Consider the following 16878-nt stretch of genomic DNA (forward strand, 5'->3'; position numbering starts at 1 on the left):
TGTTTTCATGTTTGCCCGGCGAATTGTTAAGGTGCCTGTGCAGCACACAATCGAGAATATTCATCGAATATACATGAAAAGGTTGACTAATTACAATAATTCATACGAATTTTTTATATTTAAGCATAACTGCGAATTGTCATAAATGTGTCGTGCACAGGTACCTTTACAATCATAAATGTACCATGCACAGGTACCTTTACAATTTTATATCAACAGTTCAAACAAAGTACTGTCCTTATTTACTTCTGTGAAGGGGAAGCCACTTTGTTTCATGCGTTGCAAGAGGCCGGCGTGATCTTCTTTTCTTTTTAATTCAATTCCGACGAGTCCCGGTCCGTTTTCTTTGTTATGCTTCTTTGTATATTCAAAGGTAGTGATATCATCATCCGGTCCTAATACGGTATCGAGAAACTGTCTTAAAGCACCTGCCCGTTGTGGGAAATTGATGATGAAATAATGGAGTAGGCCTTCATGCAAAAGAGATTTCTCTTTAATTTCCTGCATACGGCCAATATCATTATTCCCGCCACTGATCACACAAACTACTGACTTTCCTTTTATTTGATCTTTAAAGTAATCGAGTGCTGCAATTGGAAGTGCGCCAGCCGGTTCAGCGATAATTGCGTGTTCGTTATAAAGAGTTAAAATGGAGGTGCATACTTTGCCTTCAGGTATAGCTACAATCTCATCAACGTATTTCCTGCAAATTTCAAAGTTATGAGTGCCGACACATTGTACAGCTGCTCCATCTACAAATTTATCAATATGGTTGAGAGTTGTAATTTCGTCGTTTTCAATGGAGGTTTTCATACTGGCGGCTCCCTCGGGCTCTACTCCAATCATTTTTGTTGCAGGGGAAAGGTTCTTAATATATGTACTGATACCTGACATCAAACCGCCTCCACCGATACTTGCAAAAACGAAATCGATTGGTTCCTCGATGTCATTCATCACTTCAAGAGCGACTGTTCCTTGACCAGCGATGATATCTAAATCATCGAATGGATGGATGAAGATTCGGCTTTCATCTTCTGCACAAATTTTCGCGTGCTTTGATGAATCGTCAAAGGTATCTCCGACAAGAATAATCTCGACAAAGTCTTTTCCGAACATCGCCACTTGATTGACCTTTTGTTTTGGTGTTGTCTGCGGCATGAAGATTTTTCCGCTGATGCCTAATTGGGCACATGCATATGCTACGCCTTGTGCATGGTTGCCTGCACTTGCGCAAACGATCCCTTTTTCTCTGGCTTGACTTTCAATACGTTTGATTTTATAAAATGCCCCTCGTAATTTGAATGAACGGACATGTTGTAAATCTTCACGTTTTATATAGACATGGCAACCATATTTCTCTGAAAGTCGTTTGTTCTTTTGTAAAGGTGTATGTACAACGACATCTTTGAGGAATTGGTTAGCAATCAAGATATCCTCCACTTGTACAGTTTTAGAGTCGCTAATAGCGGTCTTGGTCATAAACTTTTTCCTCCCATTTTCATTATGTAGATTTAGTTATAATTATGAGAATAACATAGAGTAGTCCGTAATTGATAGTTAATTTTAACGAATCCCAAAACAATTTTTATTCAGTTAAATATGTAAGCGTTTTCTTTATAAGAAAATCAAATGACTAAAAACCATTGACGATTAATGAAAATTGGCGCATCCGTTTAGGACTTAAAAGAGTAGGGAATTTATAGTATGGAGTAGGATCTACCGAAGGGAGTTGGAGTCATGCAAAAATGGGATAGTAGGCCAGAAAAACCAGATCGTATGCAATGGGCAGCATTAGGTGGGGCATTCGTTATTATTCTTATCGTCATCTTTATGAATTTAGTCTAACAAACAGAGGCTTCTTACCTGAAAAGGGAGGGAGCCTCTGTTGTTAATATTGCCTATATTAACTATAATGAATAGAATGACAATTTGGAATGGGGAGCTGGGGGATGATGGAGGCGGTTGTTGAAAAGGTTGGCATCCTAGATGCCGATGCGGTTCAAATAGGTGAAATGATTCAGAGAAAAGAAGTTTCTGCTGTATCTATAACTGAAATTTTTATTGAACGGATGAAAGAGAAAAATCCGACCGTCAATTTTCTGACGGAAGATCGTTTTGCTGCTGCGTTAAATGAGGCGAAAATGGCGGATGAAAACTTGTCAGGTGGGCAGGTAAAGGGAGCTTTATACGGCGTTCCAATTACTATGAAAGAATGTTTTGATGTGGAAGGAATGCAAACAACTGGTGGCTTGAAAAGTAGGAAAGGACAGGTGCAAAATCAGGATGCAGATGTTGTTTCCAAGTTAAGGGCAGAAGGTGCGATCATACTTGGCAAAACCAATACACCTGAATTATGTTTTTGCCAAGAGACGGACAATAAATTATATGGAAGAACGAATAACCCATGGGATATTAAACGTACAGCGGGTGGCTCGAGTGGCGGGGAAGGGGCCGCTATTGCACTTGGCGCAGCCGCGGTTGGCCTTGGGTCGGACATTGGTGGTTCAATCCGTTTTCCAAGTCATTTTAATGGTGTGATAGGTTTTAAGTCAGGAAAAGGGCAAGTGTCCCAAGTCGGTAGTTTTCCATATGTAGAAAACGAATTGCAGCAACGAATGTTAGGAATTGGACCGATGGCCAAATCTGTTCGGGATGCAAAATTGGTATATGGCATTATTGCCGACAGGAAGCCGGAAGATCGAAATCTAAAAGATTTTTCGGTTAATGTATTCAGGACGATGTCGCAACCTATTTCAAGTGAAACAATAATGCTGTTAAACACAATCTATTTGAAGCTGAAAAATACGAATTTTAGAATTGACACCGAACCGCTTCCACTCCTTGATGAGTCAGCACTTCTTTGGCAGGAAATCATGTCGATCGATGGCGGTGAATCCACAAGGAAGATTGCATTTGATCAAAAATCTGGAAATCCTTACACTGCTTATCTGAAAGAAAAAACGACTAAAAATTCGACTATTCACCGCTATTTATCATGGGCTTTAATAGGGGCATCGCTTTTCAAGCCATCCGCCAAGCGAATTAATGAAATTCATCATCTTATAAAAACTGGTGATGCAATTTTAGAAGAATACTTGGAAGGTCGATTGGTAATTATGCCAGTCTATCATACGGCTGCTCCGCTGCACGGAACTGTCTATAAAGAGATATTTTCAATTAGAAAAACGTTTTTGAAATACATGCCTTTCGTTGCCTATGCAAATACTTGGGGACTTCCCGCTTTAACAGTTCCGGTAGGCTCTGACAACGACGGGATGCCTATTGCCATTCAAATCATTGGAAAGAATGGTAATGAAGATGCGATATTTAAACTCGGATCCTTTATTGAAAAGGAATTTGGCGGGTATAAAAGGGTTGACTGATGAAAAACGTGTCCAAGGTTATTTGGACACGTTTTTTGTTGTGAATAATTGTACCTTTCACTATACTTAATTAGTGTTGAAGAAAGAATGCTATGTTATAATTCAGATTGGAAAAAATAATTATTCTAGAGGAGTAATGGATATGATTTTAAAAGACTTCTTTATGGGACTTTCTCAAAACCAGTTTTTGAATAGTGCAGCGAAAAAATACGGCTTAAAATTAGGTGCTCAAAATGTAGTGGCAGGAACGAATATTGCCGAGACGATTGAAAGCATCAAAGAATTGAACAAACATGGTATTTCTTGTACTGTCGATAATTTAGGCGAGTTTGTCTATGAAAGAGGGGAAGCGACAGCTGCGAAAAACCAAATCATAGCTGTCATTGAAGCTATCCATGAAAACGGCGTAGATGCTCATATTTCATTAAAGCCATCTCAATTAGGCATGGACATCGATTATGATTTTTGTAAAGAGAACATTGAGGCGATTGTTTCAGTGGCGAAAAATTATGGAATCTTCGTTAACTTCGATATGGAAGATTATGCACGTCTGCAACCATCGTTTAACTTACTGGACGAGCTATCCGTTACGTATGATAACATCGGAACTGTCATTCAAGCATACTTTTTCCGTGCGGAAGATGATTTGCATAAACATAAAAATTATCGTCTAAGAATTGTTAAAGGGGCTTACAAAGAGTCTCCAGAGAATGCATACCAAGACAAACAAGATATTGATACGAACTACATTAAACTGATCGAATGGCATTTACTGAACGGTAAATTCACTTCAATTGCAACCCATGATCATAATGTCATCAATCATGTAAAACAATTTGTTAAAGATAATAATATTCCAAATGACAAATTCGAATTCCAAATGCTTTACGGTTTTAGAAAGGAAATGCAATTGGAATTGGCGAAAGAAGGCTATAACTTCTGTACATATGTGCCGTTTGGACAAGATTGGTATGGCTATTTCATGCGTCGACTTGCTGAAAGACCTCAAAATATGAACCTTGTTGTTAAACAAGTATTCACTAAAGAAACAAATACGATGATTGGTCTCGCGGCAGGTGCTTTCTTGTTAGGACGTTTAACTAAAAAGAGAAAATAAAATTAACGTAAAAAAGCGGGTTGTCACAAAAAATCGTGACAGCCCGCTTTTTAATTTAACCAAAAATAACAATTACAACGAAGTAAATAACCATAGCGATAAGACCGACCGGTACACCGAATTTGGCCCACTCGCCACTTTTAATGTTTAACTTTCCCGCAGCGATGATATTCGGTATATTACCAGGGATGAGCATACCTCCACTAATCAGAAGTCCTAAAAGAATCGCTTTAATTGTTGGTTCATCCATCTCTTGGCTGATTTCCGCGGCGGCAAGCGTTGCATTGTCAAGCACAGCTGAAATCATATTAATCCAGTAAAGGACGTATGGACTAAGGCCTAACAAGAACCTTTCGATGAATGGTTCAAAACCTGCACCTAACAAAGTCAAAGCCATGACAAACAGATAAATCTTAAATCCACGAATCAGAATCTCAATGAATGATTCTTGTCCTTGTTTTGCCTTCAATCCGATACCTTTTTTGGAAGGTTTAATCATGAAGGCCGCGAGAATTCCGAAAGCTATAACCCCGGGAATTACATCTGGACCTATTAATCGTAATAAATAAAAGAAATCCTCATTCAATTTACTTGTAGCAATCGTGGAAAGAGGTTCACCGACCGGTGTCAAAACAGCCCCCATTCCAATTGAATAACATGCAAGGATAACAAGTCGTACTTCGGATTTACGGTCGAGTTGCAAGACACCTACAATCGCCACTAAAACAATTGCAGCGATGATTGCTGTAATTAGACTGGAAACGATTCCAAGTACAATTACGACGAGGGCGAGAAATAGCCTATAAGGGATTGTTCGGCTAATTCCCCTAATCCCTTTTTCAAAGGGTCTTTGAAGCCATTTGAATAACAACCCTGCAATAATGACTGCAAGGGTAATATGTATTGGATCTTCAAGAGCTTTAAGTAGTAAAGCCTTGTCCAAGACACCGCTCACTATGACTGCAGCGATACCCATTATGAATAGGAATGCTTCCAAATTGCGTTCAACAAATGGAACTGTGAAAGGCAAAAATAAAACCAATATCAAAATAATCGATAAACCTACAATCAAGTATTTTCCCTCTTTTCTATAAATTTAATTAATACGCCTATCATAACACTCAAGATCCTCTGTAGAAATACTTTTCCTTAAAAAACCCGGATTTTTTACCAAAGGAAAAAAGCATAACCGCGAATGGGTCATGCTTTTCTTCATGCGACAGCCTGCCTAATGCACACCTTTCATGAATCTTTGAATGACAGGAGACGCTGCAAAAAGGATTATGCTTAATACGATTGCAACGCCACCAATGATACCGAAGTATAACATTTCGGTTTTATCAGAATAGAGCTTCACGAGCTGAGCGTTTAATGCTTGAGCGGCGGCATTAGATAAGAACCAGAGGCTCATTGTTTGTGCAGAGAAAGCTGCGGGCGCCAATTTAGTAGTTGCAGATAATCCAACAGGAGAGAGACATAATTCACCTATAACAAGAATGAAAATGCTTAAGGCGAGCCACAATGGGTTCACTAATTTGTCGGTTCCACCAAAATAAGCTGGTAAAAGAATGACGATGAAAGAAAGCCCGGCGAACAAAATCCCTAATGAAAACTTTTGTGGGATCGAAGGTTGCCGTTTACCTAATTTTATCCAGAGCCAAGCAAATACCGGTGCCATAGTAATGATGAATAACGGATTTAACGATTGAAACCACGCAGGTGATATATGAAACCCGAATGCATCTAAATTAGTTCGTTTGTCTGCATAAAGGGCAAGGATAGTAGATCCTTGTTCCGCAATTGCCCAAAACATGACAGCGGCAAGGAATAACGGAATATAAGCAATAATTCTCGATTTCTCATCTGCCGTTGTTTTTGGACTTCTGTACATTAAAAAGAAGTAAGAGAAAGGTATCACAAAGCCCAAAATACCAACGAGAGCAATGAATGAGTTAAATGTTAACCACCCATTAGGAATGGTAATGAACAGTAAAGCAACTAAAACAACTACTCCTATAACAAGATTTTTGACAAAACGCTTTCGCTCAGTAGGGCTAAGTGGATTTGCAATTTGCGTGCCAGCTAAACCAAGATTCTTTTTTGTAATAAGGAACGTAATAAGTCCAACGAACATACCGATAGCCGCAAGACTGAATCCAAGGTGGAAGTTATAGTCCAATCCAATTGTCCCAACAGTTAAAGGCGCTAAAAAACCACCCATATTGATACCCATGTAGAAGACGCTGAAACCGGAATCGCGACGATTATCGTGAGTTGCATAAATGTCACCAACAATACTTGAAATGTTTGGCTTTAAAAGACCTGTCCCTAAGACGATCAATACCATAGAAGTGAAAAACATTGTTAGATTGCCGGGAAACGCTAAGACGATATGTCCAAGCATTATGAAAATACCGCCGTAAAATACGGCTTTCGATGTGCCAAATATGCGGTCTGCCAGCCATCCTCCGATAATTCCGGACATATAAACGAGCGAGCCGTAAATCGACATGATTGCCAATGCGGTTGGTTCGCTTAGGCCTAAACCGCCTTTAGAAACTTCGTAGTACATATAGAAGACAAGAATTGCCCTCATTCCGTAGTATGAAAAACGTTCCCAAAATTCAGTGAAAAACAGAGTGAACAATCCTTTTGGATGTCCGAAAAAACCTTTTTGAGGTACGCTTTCGACAATTTGTTCTTTGGATAGTTGAGCCATTTGGGATTTACCTCCTTTACGTTTAATTATTATATAAACAATTTAATTGTATTGTCAAAATAAAAATCGTTATCTTAAAATGTGTTTTAAGCATGATAATGGTGTGTTTTCAGATATATAAATGTCGGAATAAAACTATAATTATATATTGATTAATTTAGTTTTTGTTCTAAATAATTTACCTTTCCACTCTCTTATCATCTCCATCACGGTGAAGGTGATACCGTTTGTTTTTTAGATTCAATTCGAATGAATGTGTAAACCACTTTTTTTTGACGTTCATTTCGATACACAAGGCGATCGTATTCAAAAATCCACGAAAATGAGCTATCATTAGAGTAAGCAGTTTGTAGAAATGGATGTGTTGTCATGAGCCAATTAATAGTTGAAAAGCTTACAAAAAGCGTGGGTGAGAAGACGTTGTTCCGGGATGTCTCCTTTACAATAGTCCAGGGTGAGAAAGTAGGTTTGATCGGGATCAATGGAACCGGTAAGTCGACGCTACTTTCTATTATTGCTGGTACAGAAGAATCGGATTCAATGAAGAAGGAACATCCGAATAACTATACGATTTCTTATTTACCCCAAGTTCCGAATATCAATCATGATAAGACTGTCATGGAAACTGTTTTTATGTCAGATGCGCCAATCATTAAATTGAATTTGGAGTATGAGCATGCACTTGCTGCGTTGACGGATGATCCCTCATCAGAAGAGAAACTACAACGTTTTTCCCGTATGCAAAATGAGATGGATGCACGCTCGGCATGGGATTTAAATACTAAGGCCAGAATGGTGCTGACAAAATTAGGGATTGAAACATTTAATAAAAGGATGGGAGAGCTATCCGGGGGTCAACAGAAGCGGGTATCGTTGGCTAAAGTACTTATAGAACCTGCTGATCTATTGTTATTGGATGAACCTACGAACCATCTTGATGTCCAGTCGATCACTTGGTTGCAGGATTATTTGAAAAACGAAAAAGCTGCAGTCGTTTTCATCACGCATGATCGTTATTTCTTGGATGCTGTTCCCACTCATATCTACGAGTTGGCGGATAAGACGCTTTACGCACATTCCGGCAATTTCGCTGATTATTTGGAGTCGAAAGCGATTCGAGAGGAAATGGCAGAGGCGACTGATGCGAAAAATCGAAACCGATATCGCAATGAATTGAAATGGATCAGACGGGGAGCAAAGGCAAGATCCACAAAACAGAAAGCACGCATTGGCCGTTTTGAAGATCTTGAAGAAAAAGTTAAGAAGGATAATTCTTCAACCAATATGGATGTTGCGTTGAAAACCTCCCGTCTTGGTCGAAAAGTGATTGAGCTTCATGAAGTTTCCAAATCTTATGGAGACAGGAAAGTAATTGATGGATTTAATTGTCTATTGCAATCGGGCGATCGTATTGCAATGGTAGGACCGAACGGGGCCGGTAAAACGACATTGATGAAATTGATTGCAAAAGAATTGGAACCGGATAGTGGCTACCTTGAAATGGGGACCACTGTGAAAATTGCACATTTCCATCAACAGCTTCCCGAAATGGATGGGAGTAAGCGTATAATCGAGTACATACGCGAGACATCTAATGATATCGAGGATAGCAACGGAATTCGAATTTCGGCGACACAAATGTTGGAAAGATTCCTTTTTCCGACTTCATCACATGGTACGCCAATCGGAAAGCTTTCTGGTGGTGAAAGGAAGCGCCTATATCTATTGAAATTACTAATGGAACAGCCGAATGTTCTTTTATTAGATGAACCGACGAATGATTTGGATATTGAAACACTATCGGTACTTGAATCCTTTATCGATACATTTCCTGGAGTGGTTCTTACGATATCCCATGACCGATTTTTCTTGGACAGGACGTCGACGAAATTATGGGTACTCGACGGTTCGGGAAATATCGAAACTTTATACAGCATCTATACCGATTATTTAGAGGAAAAAGCATTACAAAAAACGGAAGAGCCAAAAATTGAAAAAAGTGTGCCAACCCGTACAGCAATTGAACCAGAAAAACCGAAAAAACGAATGACGTATAGCGAGAAAATGGAATGGGAAACGATTGAATCTGATATTGAAAAGAAAGAAGAGGAAATTGCTGCAACTGAGGCAGAAATGATGTCGTCGGGTGCTAATTACGATCGTGTGAGTGAGTTGACTAAGCAATTGGATAAGCTGAATGCAGAATATGAACATCTGATAGAACGGTGGACGTATTTGCAGGAAATCGCTGAATCATAACAAAAGCGGAGGGCGCCTGATTAGAGGCGACAGGCATAAGGCGAAGATGCGGCGTGGCGGTTTTTGCCACAAAGCAGCTTTGACTTATGACCCCGAGACTCTGGCGCCCGAAGCTAGATGATAAGAGGAGTGGGAGAACATGAAAATCGTTACGATTGAACCGACACCAAGCCCAAATTCCATGAAAATCATTGTGGATGAAGAATTGCCAATGGGAATAAGCCATAACTATAAAAAAGAGGATGCTGAAACCGCGCCACATCCAGTGTCAGATATCCTGGGCATCAAAGGGGTCAAGGGAATCTATCATGTCATGAACTTCATGGCGGTTGAACGGATTGGCAACGTAGCATGGGAGGATATTCTTGCTGAAGTGCGACGTGTTTTTAATGAAGAAAATGTTGAGGCCGACACTGCTGAGCAAGCCCCGGATGAAAATTACGGCGAAGTCTATGTTCATGTCCAAACATATAAAGACATTCCCCTCCAAGTGAAGGTCTTTGATAGTGGCTCGGAGTTGCGGTTCGGTTTAAGTGAACGTTTTAAAAATGCTATGGAAAAAGTGCATAGTACGGAAGTGGAAAACTATATCCTTCTTCGTAAATGGGCCGACTATGGAATCCGTTATGGTGAAAAGCAGGAAATCGGGGAAACAGTTGTTGCAGAAGTTGAAGCAGCTTATCCTGATGAACGGTTACAGGATATTATTGAACAGTCTCTAAACAGCGGAGAAACGAAAGAAAATCGACGAACCAAAGTAACACTTGAACAATTCAACGTGGATGAATGGGAAAAACGCTTCCAGTTAATTGACCAAATGCCGGATCCGGAAGTTTCTGATTTACCTTTGCTTGACAAAGCATTGGATGATGAAAAAATGTCCATACGTCGCCTAGCAACTGTTTATCTTGGAATGATTGAAGATGAAGCTGTTATTCCTTATGTTGAAAAAGCATTGAAGGACAAAAGCTGGGCCGTCAGAAGGACTGCTGGTGATTGTATGAGTGATCTTGGATTTGAAGGGTTTGAAAATGCAGCAATTGAATCACTTCGGGATAAAAACAAGTTAGTACGCTGGCGTGCCGCGATGTTCCTTTATGAAACTGGAACTGAAACAGCATTGGATGCACTTCACGCTGCCGAGGATGATCCGGAATTTGAAGTGAAACTTCAGGTTCGTATGGCAATTGCTCGAATCGAAGAAGGGGAAGAAGCTAAAGGTTCCATTTGGAAACAAATGACGGAAGCTCGAGTGAATTCTGTCGAATAACAAATGAAAAGAATGTCATTAAATGTCTAACATCAGCAGCGCTTGTCATTAAGCGTTTGCTGATGTTTTTTTATTGGTGAATATAATATTGTTATGTAAACCTGTTAGTCGCGAATCCCACTGGGGAAATTCATTGAATTAATCGTAAGACTGGGAATCTTCAATAGATTTATTGACACTGTATGTATAAAGTATTAAAGTACTTTTCATAACATATTATTACTGCGTCGTTTATATAAAGTTATATTGGAGATGCGATAGAAGTAGCATCGATAAGTTGAATCTGTATATAAATGCGCAAAAAACGAATAGAACACCTTTAAAACGCGCCGGCAAGTGAAATTCAAATAATGATCGAAAAGAGGAGAGTATGTATGAGTAATGATCGAAATGTCTTTGATGTAACCATTATCGGTGGTGGGCCTGTGGGATTATTTACTGCATTTTATGCCGGCATGAGAAAAATGTCTGTGAACATTATTGAAAGCCTGCCACAACTTGGTGGACAGCTCACAGCTTTATATCCTGAAAAGTATATTTACGATATTGCTGGATTTCCGAAAATCAGTGGTCAGGAATTAGTCGATAATCTTATGGATCAAATGGCCCAATTCAATCCTACAATCACACTGGAGCAAGATGTTCAACAAGTGGAAAAAATGGAAGATGGTATTTTTAAACTGACTACGAATTGCGCAATCCATTTTTCAAAGGCGATTATTATTACGGCGGGTAATGGTGCATTTCAGCCGAAAAAAATTGGTCTTGAAACTGCTGAGAAATATGAAGGGAAGAACTTGCATTATTTCATAAAAGATTTAAACCACTTTGCTGGTAGGAATGTACAAATTTTCGGAGGAGGAGACTCGGCAGTTGACTGGTCGTTGATGCTTGAACCAATTGCTAAAAAAGTGACACTCATACACAGAAGGGAGAAATTCCGTGCTCATGAGGCCAGTGTGGAAAGGGTAATGAACTCATCTGTGGAGGTCAAGACTCCGTTCATACCAATTGAATTTATCGGTGAGGATCAGATAGAACAAGTTGTACTTGAAAAAGTGAAGGGTGATCATGAAGAAGTCATCGATGTGGATGATGTTATCGTAAACTATGGATTCGTTTCCTCGCTTGGTTCAATTAGTGAGTGGGGGCTTCACATAGTGAAAAATAGTATTGTCGTCAATTCCAAAATGGAATCGTCCATTGAAGGCATTTATGCAGCAGGTGATATATGCACATATGAAGGAAAAGTGAAACTGATTGCCAGTGGGTTTGGCGAGGCTACAACAGCAGTTAGTAATGCGAAGGTGTATATCGATCCAACAGCGAAAGTTCAAGCGGTTCACAGTACGACACTTATGGAACAAGCGGAAAATAAGAAAGTGGAAGTTAGACATAAAAACAGTGGATTATAATCAATCTATAAGGCGTGAAATAGAATTTTAATTTATTAGAATACATTTGCATTTCACAAGTTAATACACTATACTGTTTTCAAGTATAACATTTTGTTATTAAATCGTTATATTTCTGTTATACACAATGGAGAAATGACATATCTTCAATTAAGGGAGGGTTTAGATGATGGCTCTACACAATATGGCTAATGAGGATTTATTGGCCCGCTTTATGGAACGTATCGAGGCGGGGGTTAAGATTGAGGCAGATGACTGGATGCCTGAAGAATACAGACTGACACTGATTAAATTGATTTCCATGCATGGGATGAGCGAAATAATGGGAGCGCTTCCAGAGAAGGAGTGGGTACCGAAAGCTCCATCCCTCAATCGTAAACTTGGCATTATGGCTAAAGTGCAGGATGAAATGGGTCATGGTCAGCTTCTGCTTCGAGTTACGGAGGACTTGCTAAAACCTTACGGTAAAAGTCGTGGAGATTTAATGCAAGACTTATTCAATGGGGACTTGAAATTCCATAACGTGTTCCATATGGAAACGAAAACATGGGCGGATGCTGGAATCATAGGTTGGCTCGTTGACGGAGCAGCTATTATTACACAGACGGATATGCTTGGGGCTTCGTATGGACCTTATGCAAGGGCGTTGCAACGCATTTGTGCGGAAGAAGTGTTTCATGCCCAACATGGAGAGTCAATCATCATGGCGTTAGCAGAAGGGACAGATGAACAAAAAGCGATGATCCAAGAAGCTTTGGATCGCTGGTGGGAAGCATTGCTCATGTTCTTTGGACCGGCAAGCAAAGAAACAACGGGGTCATCGAAGCAAGACGTAACGATTAAATATAAAATCCGTACGAAAACAAATGAAGACTTCAGGCAAATCTTTTTTGACAAATACATTCCACGTATTTTATCGCTTGGATTAACAATTCCGGATCCGACTTTCCACTACGATAAAGAAAGTGGATTATGGTCGTACAAACAACCAGACTGGGAAGAGTTTAAGAGAATCATTAAAAACAAAGGACCCCGCTCACAAGCGCGCCTGAACTTACGCCGGTCTTCTTATGAAAATAATGCATGGGTGCGTGATGCATTGAGTGCGACAGTAAATTAAAGGAAGGAGTCTAAAGGAAATGGCTGAAGAGCAAACATTTTACCAAGAATATGAAGTTTTTAGCAAACGGACGCCGACTTCGACATTCCAGTACCAATTCAGCTTACTGGCTCCAAACGAAGATATGGCACTCGTTTTGGCCCAGGAAAATTTCATGCGTCGCGAGCCGGTTACAGACATTTGGATCGTGAATCGAAAGCATATTCGAAAAATGAATGCCGAAGAGAAACTGACACTTAGCAGACTGGACAACAAAGATTATCGTACGACAAAAGGCTACGGGTACTTGAAGAAAAAATGGCGTCACTATGAACAGGAAATCTTGGATGAAAAAGAAATCTTGTCATGGGGAGGAAAACGGAAATGAGCGAAATTGAAAACGGAGTGACCGAGGCCGCGGAAAACAAAGAAGCAATAACGAGTTTGTTATTCCAATTGGCGGATGACGATTTCTTATATGCCTATCGTGGATCTGAATGGCTCGGACTCGCTCCTCATATTGAGGAAGATGTCGCTTCTTCATCGATTAGCCAAGACAGTATGGGCCATGCAGCGATGTATTATAAACTTCTTGAAGAGTTAGAGGCGGGAAATGCAGATGATTTAGCCCATTTGCGCCCGGCGCAAGATAGAAGAAACAGCATTTTAACAGAGCGGGTAAACGGTGAGGGCTTTTATATGGAAACACCGAAATATGATTGGGCCTATCAAGTTGTCAGAAGTTATTTTTACACACAAGCCAAAAAAGTTAAAGTCGATTCGCTATGCCAGAGCACGTATAAACCACTTGCTGAAGCTGCAGTAAAAGTGAGGATGGAACTTTATTATCACAGATTGCATTGGGAAACTTGGTTTAAGCAGTTATTGAGCTCTACCGATGTGGCAAAAAAGCGAATGAATGAAGCCATTACGCTTGTTATGAATGACTTTGGAGATATGTTCTCTTTTGGCAATCAAAAACAGGCAATTGAAAAATATAAACTGATAGACAGTGAGGAAAAATTGAAAGATAACTGGATAGATAGCATTAAGCCGGTGTTTGCCGCTCTTCAAATGGATATACCAACGATTCCGGTAAACCCTGCGAATAATGGAAGGAATGGCGAGCATACAGTAGACCTAAATGAAGCTCTGCTAACGCTTTCTGAAGTTTACAAGGTAGATCCGGTAGCTTCCTGGTAACGGAAAGAAAAAGAGGTGAAGAGCATGGCTATTTCTGAAAGCGTTTCCATTGATCGTGTCTATGAAGTCCTTGTGACTGTGAAAGACCCTGAAATTGACTCGGTCAGCATTATTGACCTTGGCATGGTTGAAGAAGTCACGAACTCGGGAAATATCGTAAAAGTAGTTTTACTTCCAACATTTTTAGGATGCCCGGCTTTAGAGATTATAAAGAAGAATACGATAGATGCAATTAAACAACTGCCCGAAGTGGAAGATGTTGAAGTGGAATTCGTTTTTCATCCACCGTGGACATCAGATCGTATTACTGAAGAAGGGCATGTGAATCTGCGGGCGTTTGGAATAGCCCCACCTCCCCGGCATATTGAAGAAGACGGCTCCTATCATGTGGATTGTGCCTATTGTGGTTCCACATATGTGACAATGGAAAACATCTTCGGGCCGACAGCATGCAGAAGTATTTTGTATTGTAAGAGCTGTAAAAACGTATTTGAGGCAATGAAACCTGTTTCAACACTACTATAAAGTGAGGAGAATGCTAAATGGCTAAATTAATCGCGTTATACAAACACCCTGAAAACAAAGAGGAATTTGACAACCATTACTTCAATGTTCATGCGCCGATCACAGCGGAAATTCCAGGACTTCGTGAAATGAAAGTGACGAAATTCACAGGATCTCCGATGGGAGGAGAGGGCAAATACTATCTCATGTGTGAGATGTATTATGACAGTTTGGAAGACTTGCAACAGGGGTTGCGTTCACCTGAAGGAAAAGCGTCCGGGAAGGACTTGATGGGGTTTGCACGTGATCTTGTTACATTAATGATCGGTGAAGATGCGTAATGAAACGTTTCGTTTTTCTTGAAACGTCCATGGAGGAAAACGGGGTAGCGGTCATCTGTCTGAATCGCCCCCGCCAGTTAAACTCATTGAATCGAAAAATGGTCAGTGAAATCGTCGCAGCGATGGAAGACTATGATCGTGATGAAAACGTACGTGTCATTGTGCTGACTGGCGAGGGCCGTGCTTTTTCAGCGGGAGCAGATATTGATGAAATGACTGGTGATGATCCGATCAGCCTTGAATTATTAAACCAATTTGCGGATTGGGACCGTCTAACACTTATTAAAAAACCGATCATCGGTGCTGTCAAAGGGTTCGTTTTCGGAGGGGGATTCGAGCTTGCCCTTTCTTGTGACCTATTAATCTCAGCTAGCGGAACACAGTTTTCATTTCCCGAAGTAGGCCTTGGCGTCATGCCAGGAGCAGGGGGTACGCAGCGGTTGACGAAACTGGCGGGACGAACAAAAGCGATTGAATGGCTGTGGACTGGGGAGAGGATCTCTGCGGAAACGGCTCTTACACACGGAGTCATTAACAAAATCGTGGCACCTGAACTCTTAATGGAGGAAACATTGAAATTCGCCAAACGGCTTGCGAAACAACCGCCGCTCTCGCTGCGCCTCATTAAAGATTCGGTGAACAAGGCGGTGGATTATCCGTTGTATGAAGGAATGCAATATGAACGGAAAAATTTCTATCTACTTTTCGCTTCGCAGGATCAAAAAGAAGGCATGAATGCTTTTGTGGAAAAAAGAAAACCGGATTACCGGGGAAAGTAGGGAGGTCGCGGAATGTTTGAAATGATTCGCTATGAAGTTGCAGATGGAATTGCTTGGCTCTATTTAAATAGGCCCGACAAACTGAATGCATTTATCGCACAGATGAACCGAGAAGTGGGTGTTGCTGTCAAAGCCGCTTCCAATGATGAGGAAGTTCGTTGTATCGTCATAACGGGCGAAGGCCGTGCATTTTGTTCTGGACAGGATTTAGCAGAAGTAGATGAAAACATGGATCACGGGCAAGTGTTACGAGACCATTATGGGCCCATGATCAAGCAACTTAGAGAATGTGAGAAACCGATAATCGCTGCGGTAAATGGAGTTGCCGCTGGAGCTGGATTCAGTCTTGCACTTGCATGCGACTTCAGACTTGTTTCAGAACGGGCAAGTTTTGTAAACGCCTTCATACATGTTGGCCTTATTCCGGATTCTGGCAATCTCTATTATCTGACACAACTTGTAGGACATGCTAAAGCAACGGAACTAGCCATGTTAGGAGAAAAAGTGACTGCTGCTGAGGCGTTGGAAATGGGCCTTGCGAATCGACTAATTCCGGTAGATACATGGGAAGAGGATGTTAACGCATTCGCAGCCCGGCTTGCCGCTTTGCCGACAAAAGCAATTGGGCTAATCAAACGCTCATTGAAGGCGATTTCCACACTTTCTTTCGAAGACTATCTTGAACAAGAAGCCCAAGGACAGCGGATCGCGGGTCTAACAAAAGACCATCGTGAAGGTGTCAACGCATTCATGCAAAAGAGAAAACCTGTCTATTCAGGGCAATAGGAG

16 protein-coding genes are annotated in these 16878 nt (G+C 40.6%); 12 read left to right on the top strand and 4 right to left on the bottom strand.

All coding sequences use genetic code 11. The features are described 5' to 3' along the window. Nucleotides 1-207: 207 nt before the first annotated feature. Nucleotides 208-1479: a threonine ammonia-lyase IlvA gene (gene ilvA, locus ACFPZG_RS07895; RefSeq protein WP_283731986.1), complete on the bottom strand. Its 1272-nt coding sequence runs from the start codon at nucleotides 1477-1479 to the stop codon at nucleotides 208-210. Between the two features lie 470 nt (nucleotides 1480-1949). Between ilvA and ACFPZG_RS07900 the strand changes: the two genes are divergently transcribed. Together ACFPZG_RS07900 and ACFPZG_RS07905 are read left to right on the top strand one after the other, a co-directional pair. Then, nucleotides 1950-3383 carry an amidase gene (locus ACFPZG_RS07900; RefSeq protein WP_317939961.1) on the top strand — a complete coding sequence of 478 codons (1434 nt, stop codon included), beginning with the start codon at nucleotides 1950-1952 and terminating at the stop codon, nucleotides 3381-3383. A 142-nt stretch (nucleotides 3384-3525) separates the two neighbouring features. After that, nucleotides 3526-4500: a proline dehydrogenase family protein gene (locus tag ACFPZG_RS07905; protein WP_283731984.1), complete on the top strand. Its 975-nt coding sequence runs from the start codon at nucleotides 3526-3528 to the stop codon at nucleotides 4498-4500. 55 nt (nucleotides 4501-4555) lie between these two features. Here the strand turns inward: ACFPZG_RS07905 and ACFPZG_RS07910 are convergent, their stop codons facing one another. The 3 genes from ACFPZG_RS07910 to ACFPZG_RS07920 form a co-directional block, all read right to left on the bottom strand. Then, a complete protein-coding gene (locus ACFPZG_RS07910) occupies nucleotides 4556-5572 on the bottom strand; it encodes a DUF1646 family protein (protein ID WP_283731983.1) in 1017 nt (338 codons plus the stop codon). Nucleotides 5573-5728: 156 nt separating this feature from the next. Then, complete coding sequence (locus ACFPZG_RS07915; RefSeq protein ID WP_283731982.1) at nucleotides 5729-7219, bottom strand: peptide MFS transporter; 1491 nt, start codon at nucleotides 7217-7219, stop codon at nucleotides 5729-5731. 206 nt (nucleotides 7220-7425) lie between these two features. After that, nucleotides 7426-7590, bottom strand: a complete 165-nt coding sequence (locus tag ACFPZG_RS07920; protein ID WP_381426606.1) for a hypothetical protein — start codon at nucleotides 7588-7590, stop codon at nucleotides 7426-7428. Here ACFPZG_RS07920 and ACFPZG_RS07925 point away from each other — a divergent pair. The 10 genes from ACFPZG_RS07925 to ACFPZG_RS07970 all read left to right on the top strand — a co-directional run bounded on the left by ACFPZG_RS07925 (nucleotide 7589) and on the right by ACFPZG_RS07970 (nucleotide 16875). Beyond that, nucleotides 7589-9478 (top strand): ABC-F family ATP-binding cassette domain-containing protein, encoded by a 1890-nt coding sequence (locus ACFPZG_RS07925; RefSeq protein ID WP_317939962.1) that lies wholly within the window; start codon nucleotides 7589-7591, stop codon nucleotides 9476-9478. The two genes, ACFPZG_RS07920 and ACFPZG_RS07925, sit on opposite strands and share 2 nt — an antisense overlap. 139 nt (nucleotides 9479-9617) lie before the next feature. Continuing rightward, the gene (locus ACFPZG_RS07930) at nucleotides 9618-10748 is read left to right on the top strand and encodes a virulence factor (protein WP_283731981.1); all 1131 of its coding nucleotides are present in this window, start codon (nucleotides 9618-9620) and stop codon (nucleotides 10746-10748) included. A 374-nt stretch (nucleotides 10749-11122) separates the two neighbouring features. After that, on the top strand, nucleotides 11123-12163 hold the full coding sequence (locus ACFPZG_RS07935) for an NAD(P)/FAD-dependent oxidoreductase (RefSeq protein WP_283731980.1): 1041 nt from the start codon (nucleotides 11123-11125) through the stop codon (nucleotides 12161-12163). A 169-nt stretch (nucleotides 12164-12332) separates the two neighbouring features. Beyond that, the gene (gene paaA / locus ACFPZG_RS07940; RefSeq protein ID WP_381426612.1) at nucleotides 12333-13283 is read left to right on the top strand and encodes a 1,2-phenylacetyl-CoA epoxidase subunit PaaA; all 951 of its coding nucleotides are present in this window, start codon (nucleotides 12333-12335) and stop codon (nucleotides 13281-13283) included. A 19-nt stretch (nucleotides 13284-13302) separates the two neighbouring features. Then, nucleotides 13303-13650, top strand: a complete 348-nt coding sequence (paaB, locus tag ACFPZG_RS07945; protein ID WP_283731979.1) for a 1,2-phenylacetyl-CoA epoxidase subunit PaaB — start codon at nucleotides 13303-13305, stop codon at nucleotides 13648-13650. Next, on the top strand, nucleotides 13647-14465 hold the full coding sequence (paaC, locus tag ACFPZG_RS07950; protein WP_283731978.1) for a 1,2-phenylacetyl-CoA epoxidase subunit PaaC: 819 nt from the start codon (nucleotides 13647-13649) through the stop codon (nucleotides 14463-14465). Before paaB ends, paaC begins: the two co-directional genes overlap by 4 nt. A gap of 24 nt (nucleotides 14466-14489) precedes the next feature. Next, nucleotides 14490-14990, top strand: a complete 501-nt coding sequence (paaD, locus tag ACFPZG_RS07955) for a 1,2-phenylacetyl-CoA epoxidase subunit PaaD (protein ID WP_317939964.1) — start codon at nucleotides 14490-14492, stop codon at nucleotides 14988-14990. A 17-nt stretch (nucleotides 14991-15007) separates the two neighbouring features. Next, entirely contained in the window at nucleotides 15008-15310 is a 303-nt protein-coding gene (locus ACFPZG_RS07960) for an EthD family reductase (protein WP_317939965.1), read from the top strand. Then, nucleotides 15310-16089 carry an enoyl-CoA hydratase/isomerase family protein gene (locus tag ACFPZG_RS07965; protein WP_317939966.1) on the top strand — a complete coding sequence of 260 codons (780 nt, stop codon included), beginning with the start codon at nucleotides 15310-15312 and terminating at the stop codon, nucleotides 16087-16089. Before ACFPZG_RS07960 ends, ACFPZG_RS07965 begins: the two co-directional genes overlap by 1 nt. 12 nt (nucleotides 16090-16101) lie before the next feature. Beyond that, nucleotides 16102-16875, top strand: coding sequence for an enoyl-CoA hydratase-related protein (locus ACFPZG_RS07970; RefSeq protein WP_283731977.1), 774 nt, complete (start codon nucleotides 16102-16104; stop codon nucleotides 16873-16875). Nucleotides 16876-16878: the final 3 nt, after the last annotated feature.

The organism is Sporosarcina thermotolerans (genome assembly GCF_042658975.1).
GTDB lineage: Bacteria > Bacillota > Bacilli > Bacillales_A > Planococcaceae > Sporosarcina > Sporosarcina thermotolerans.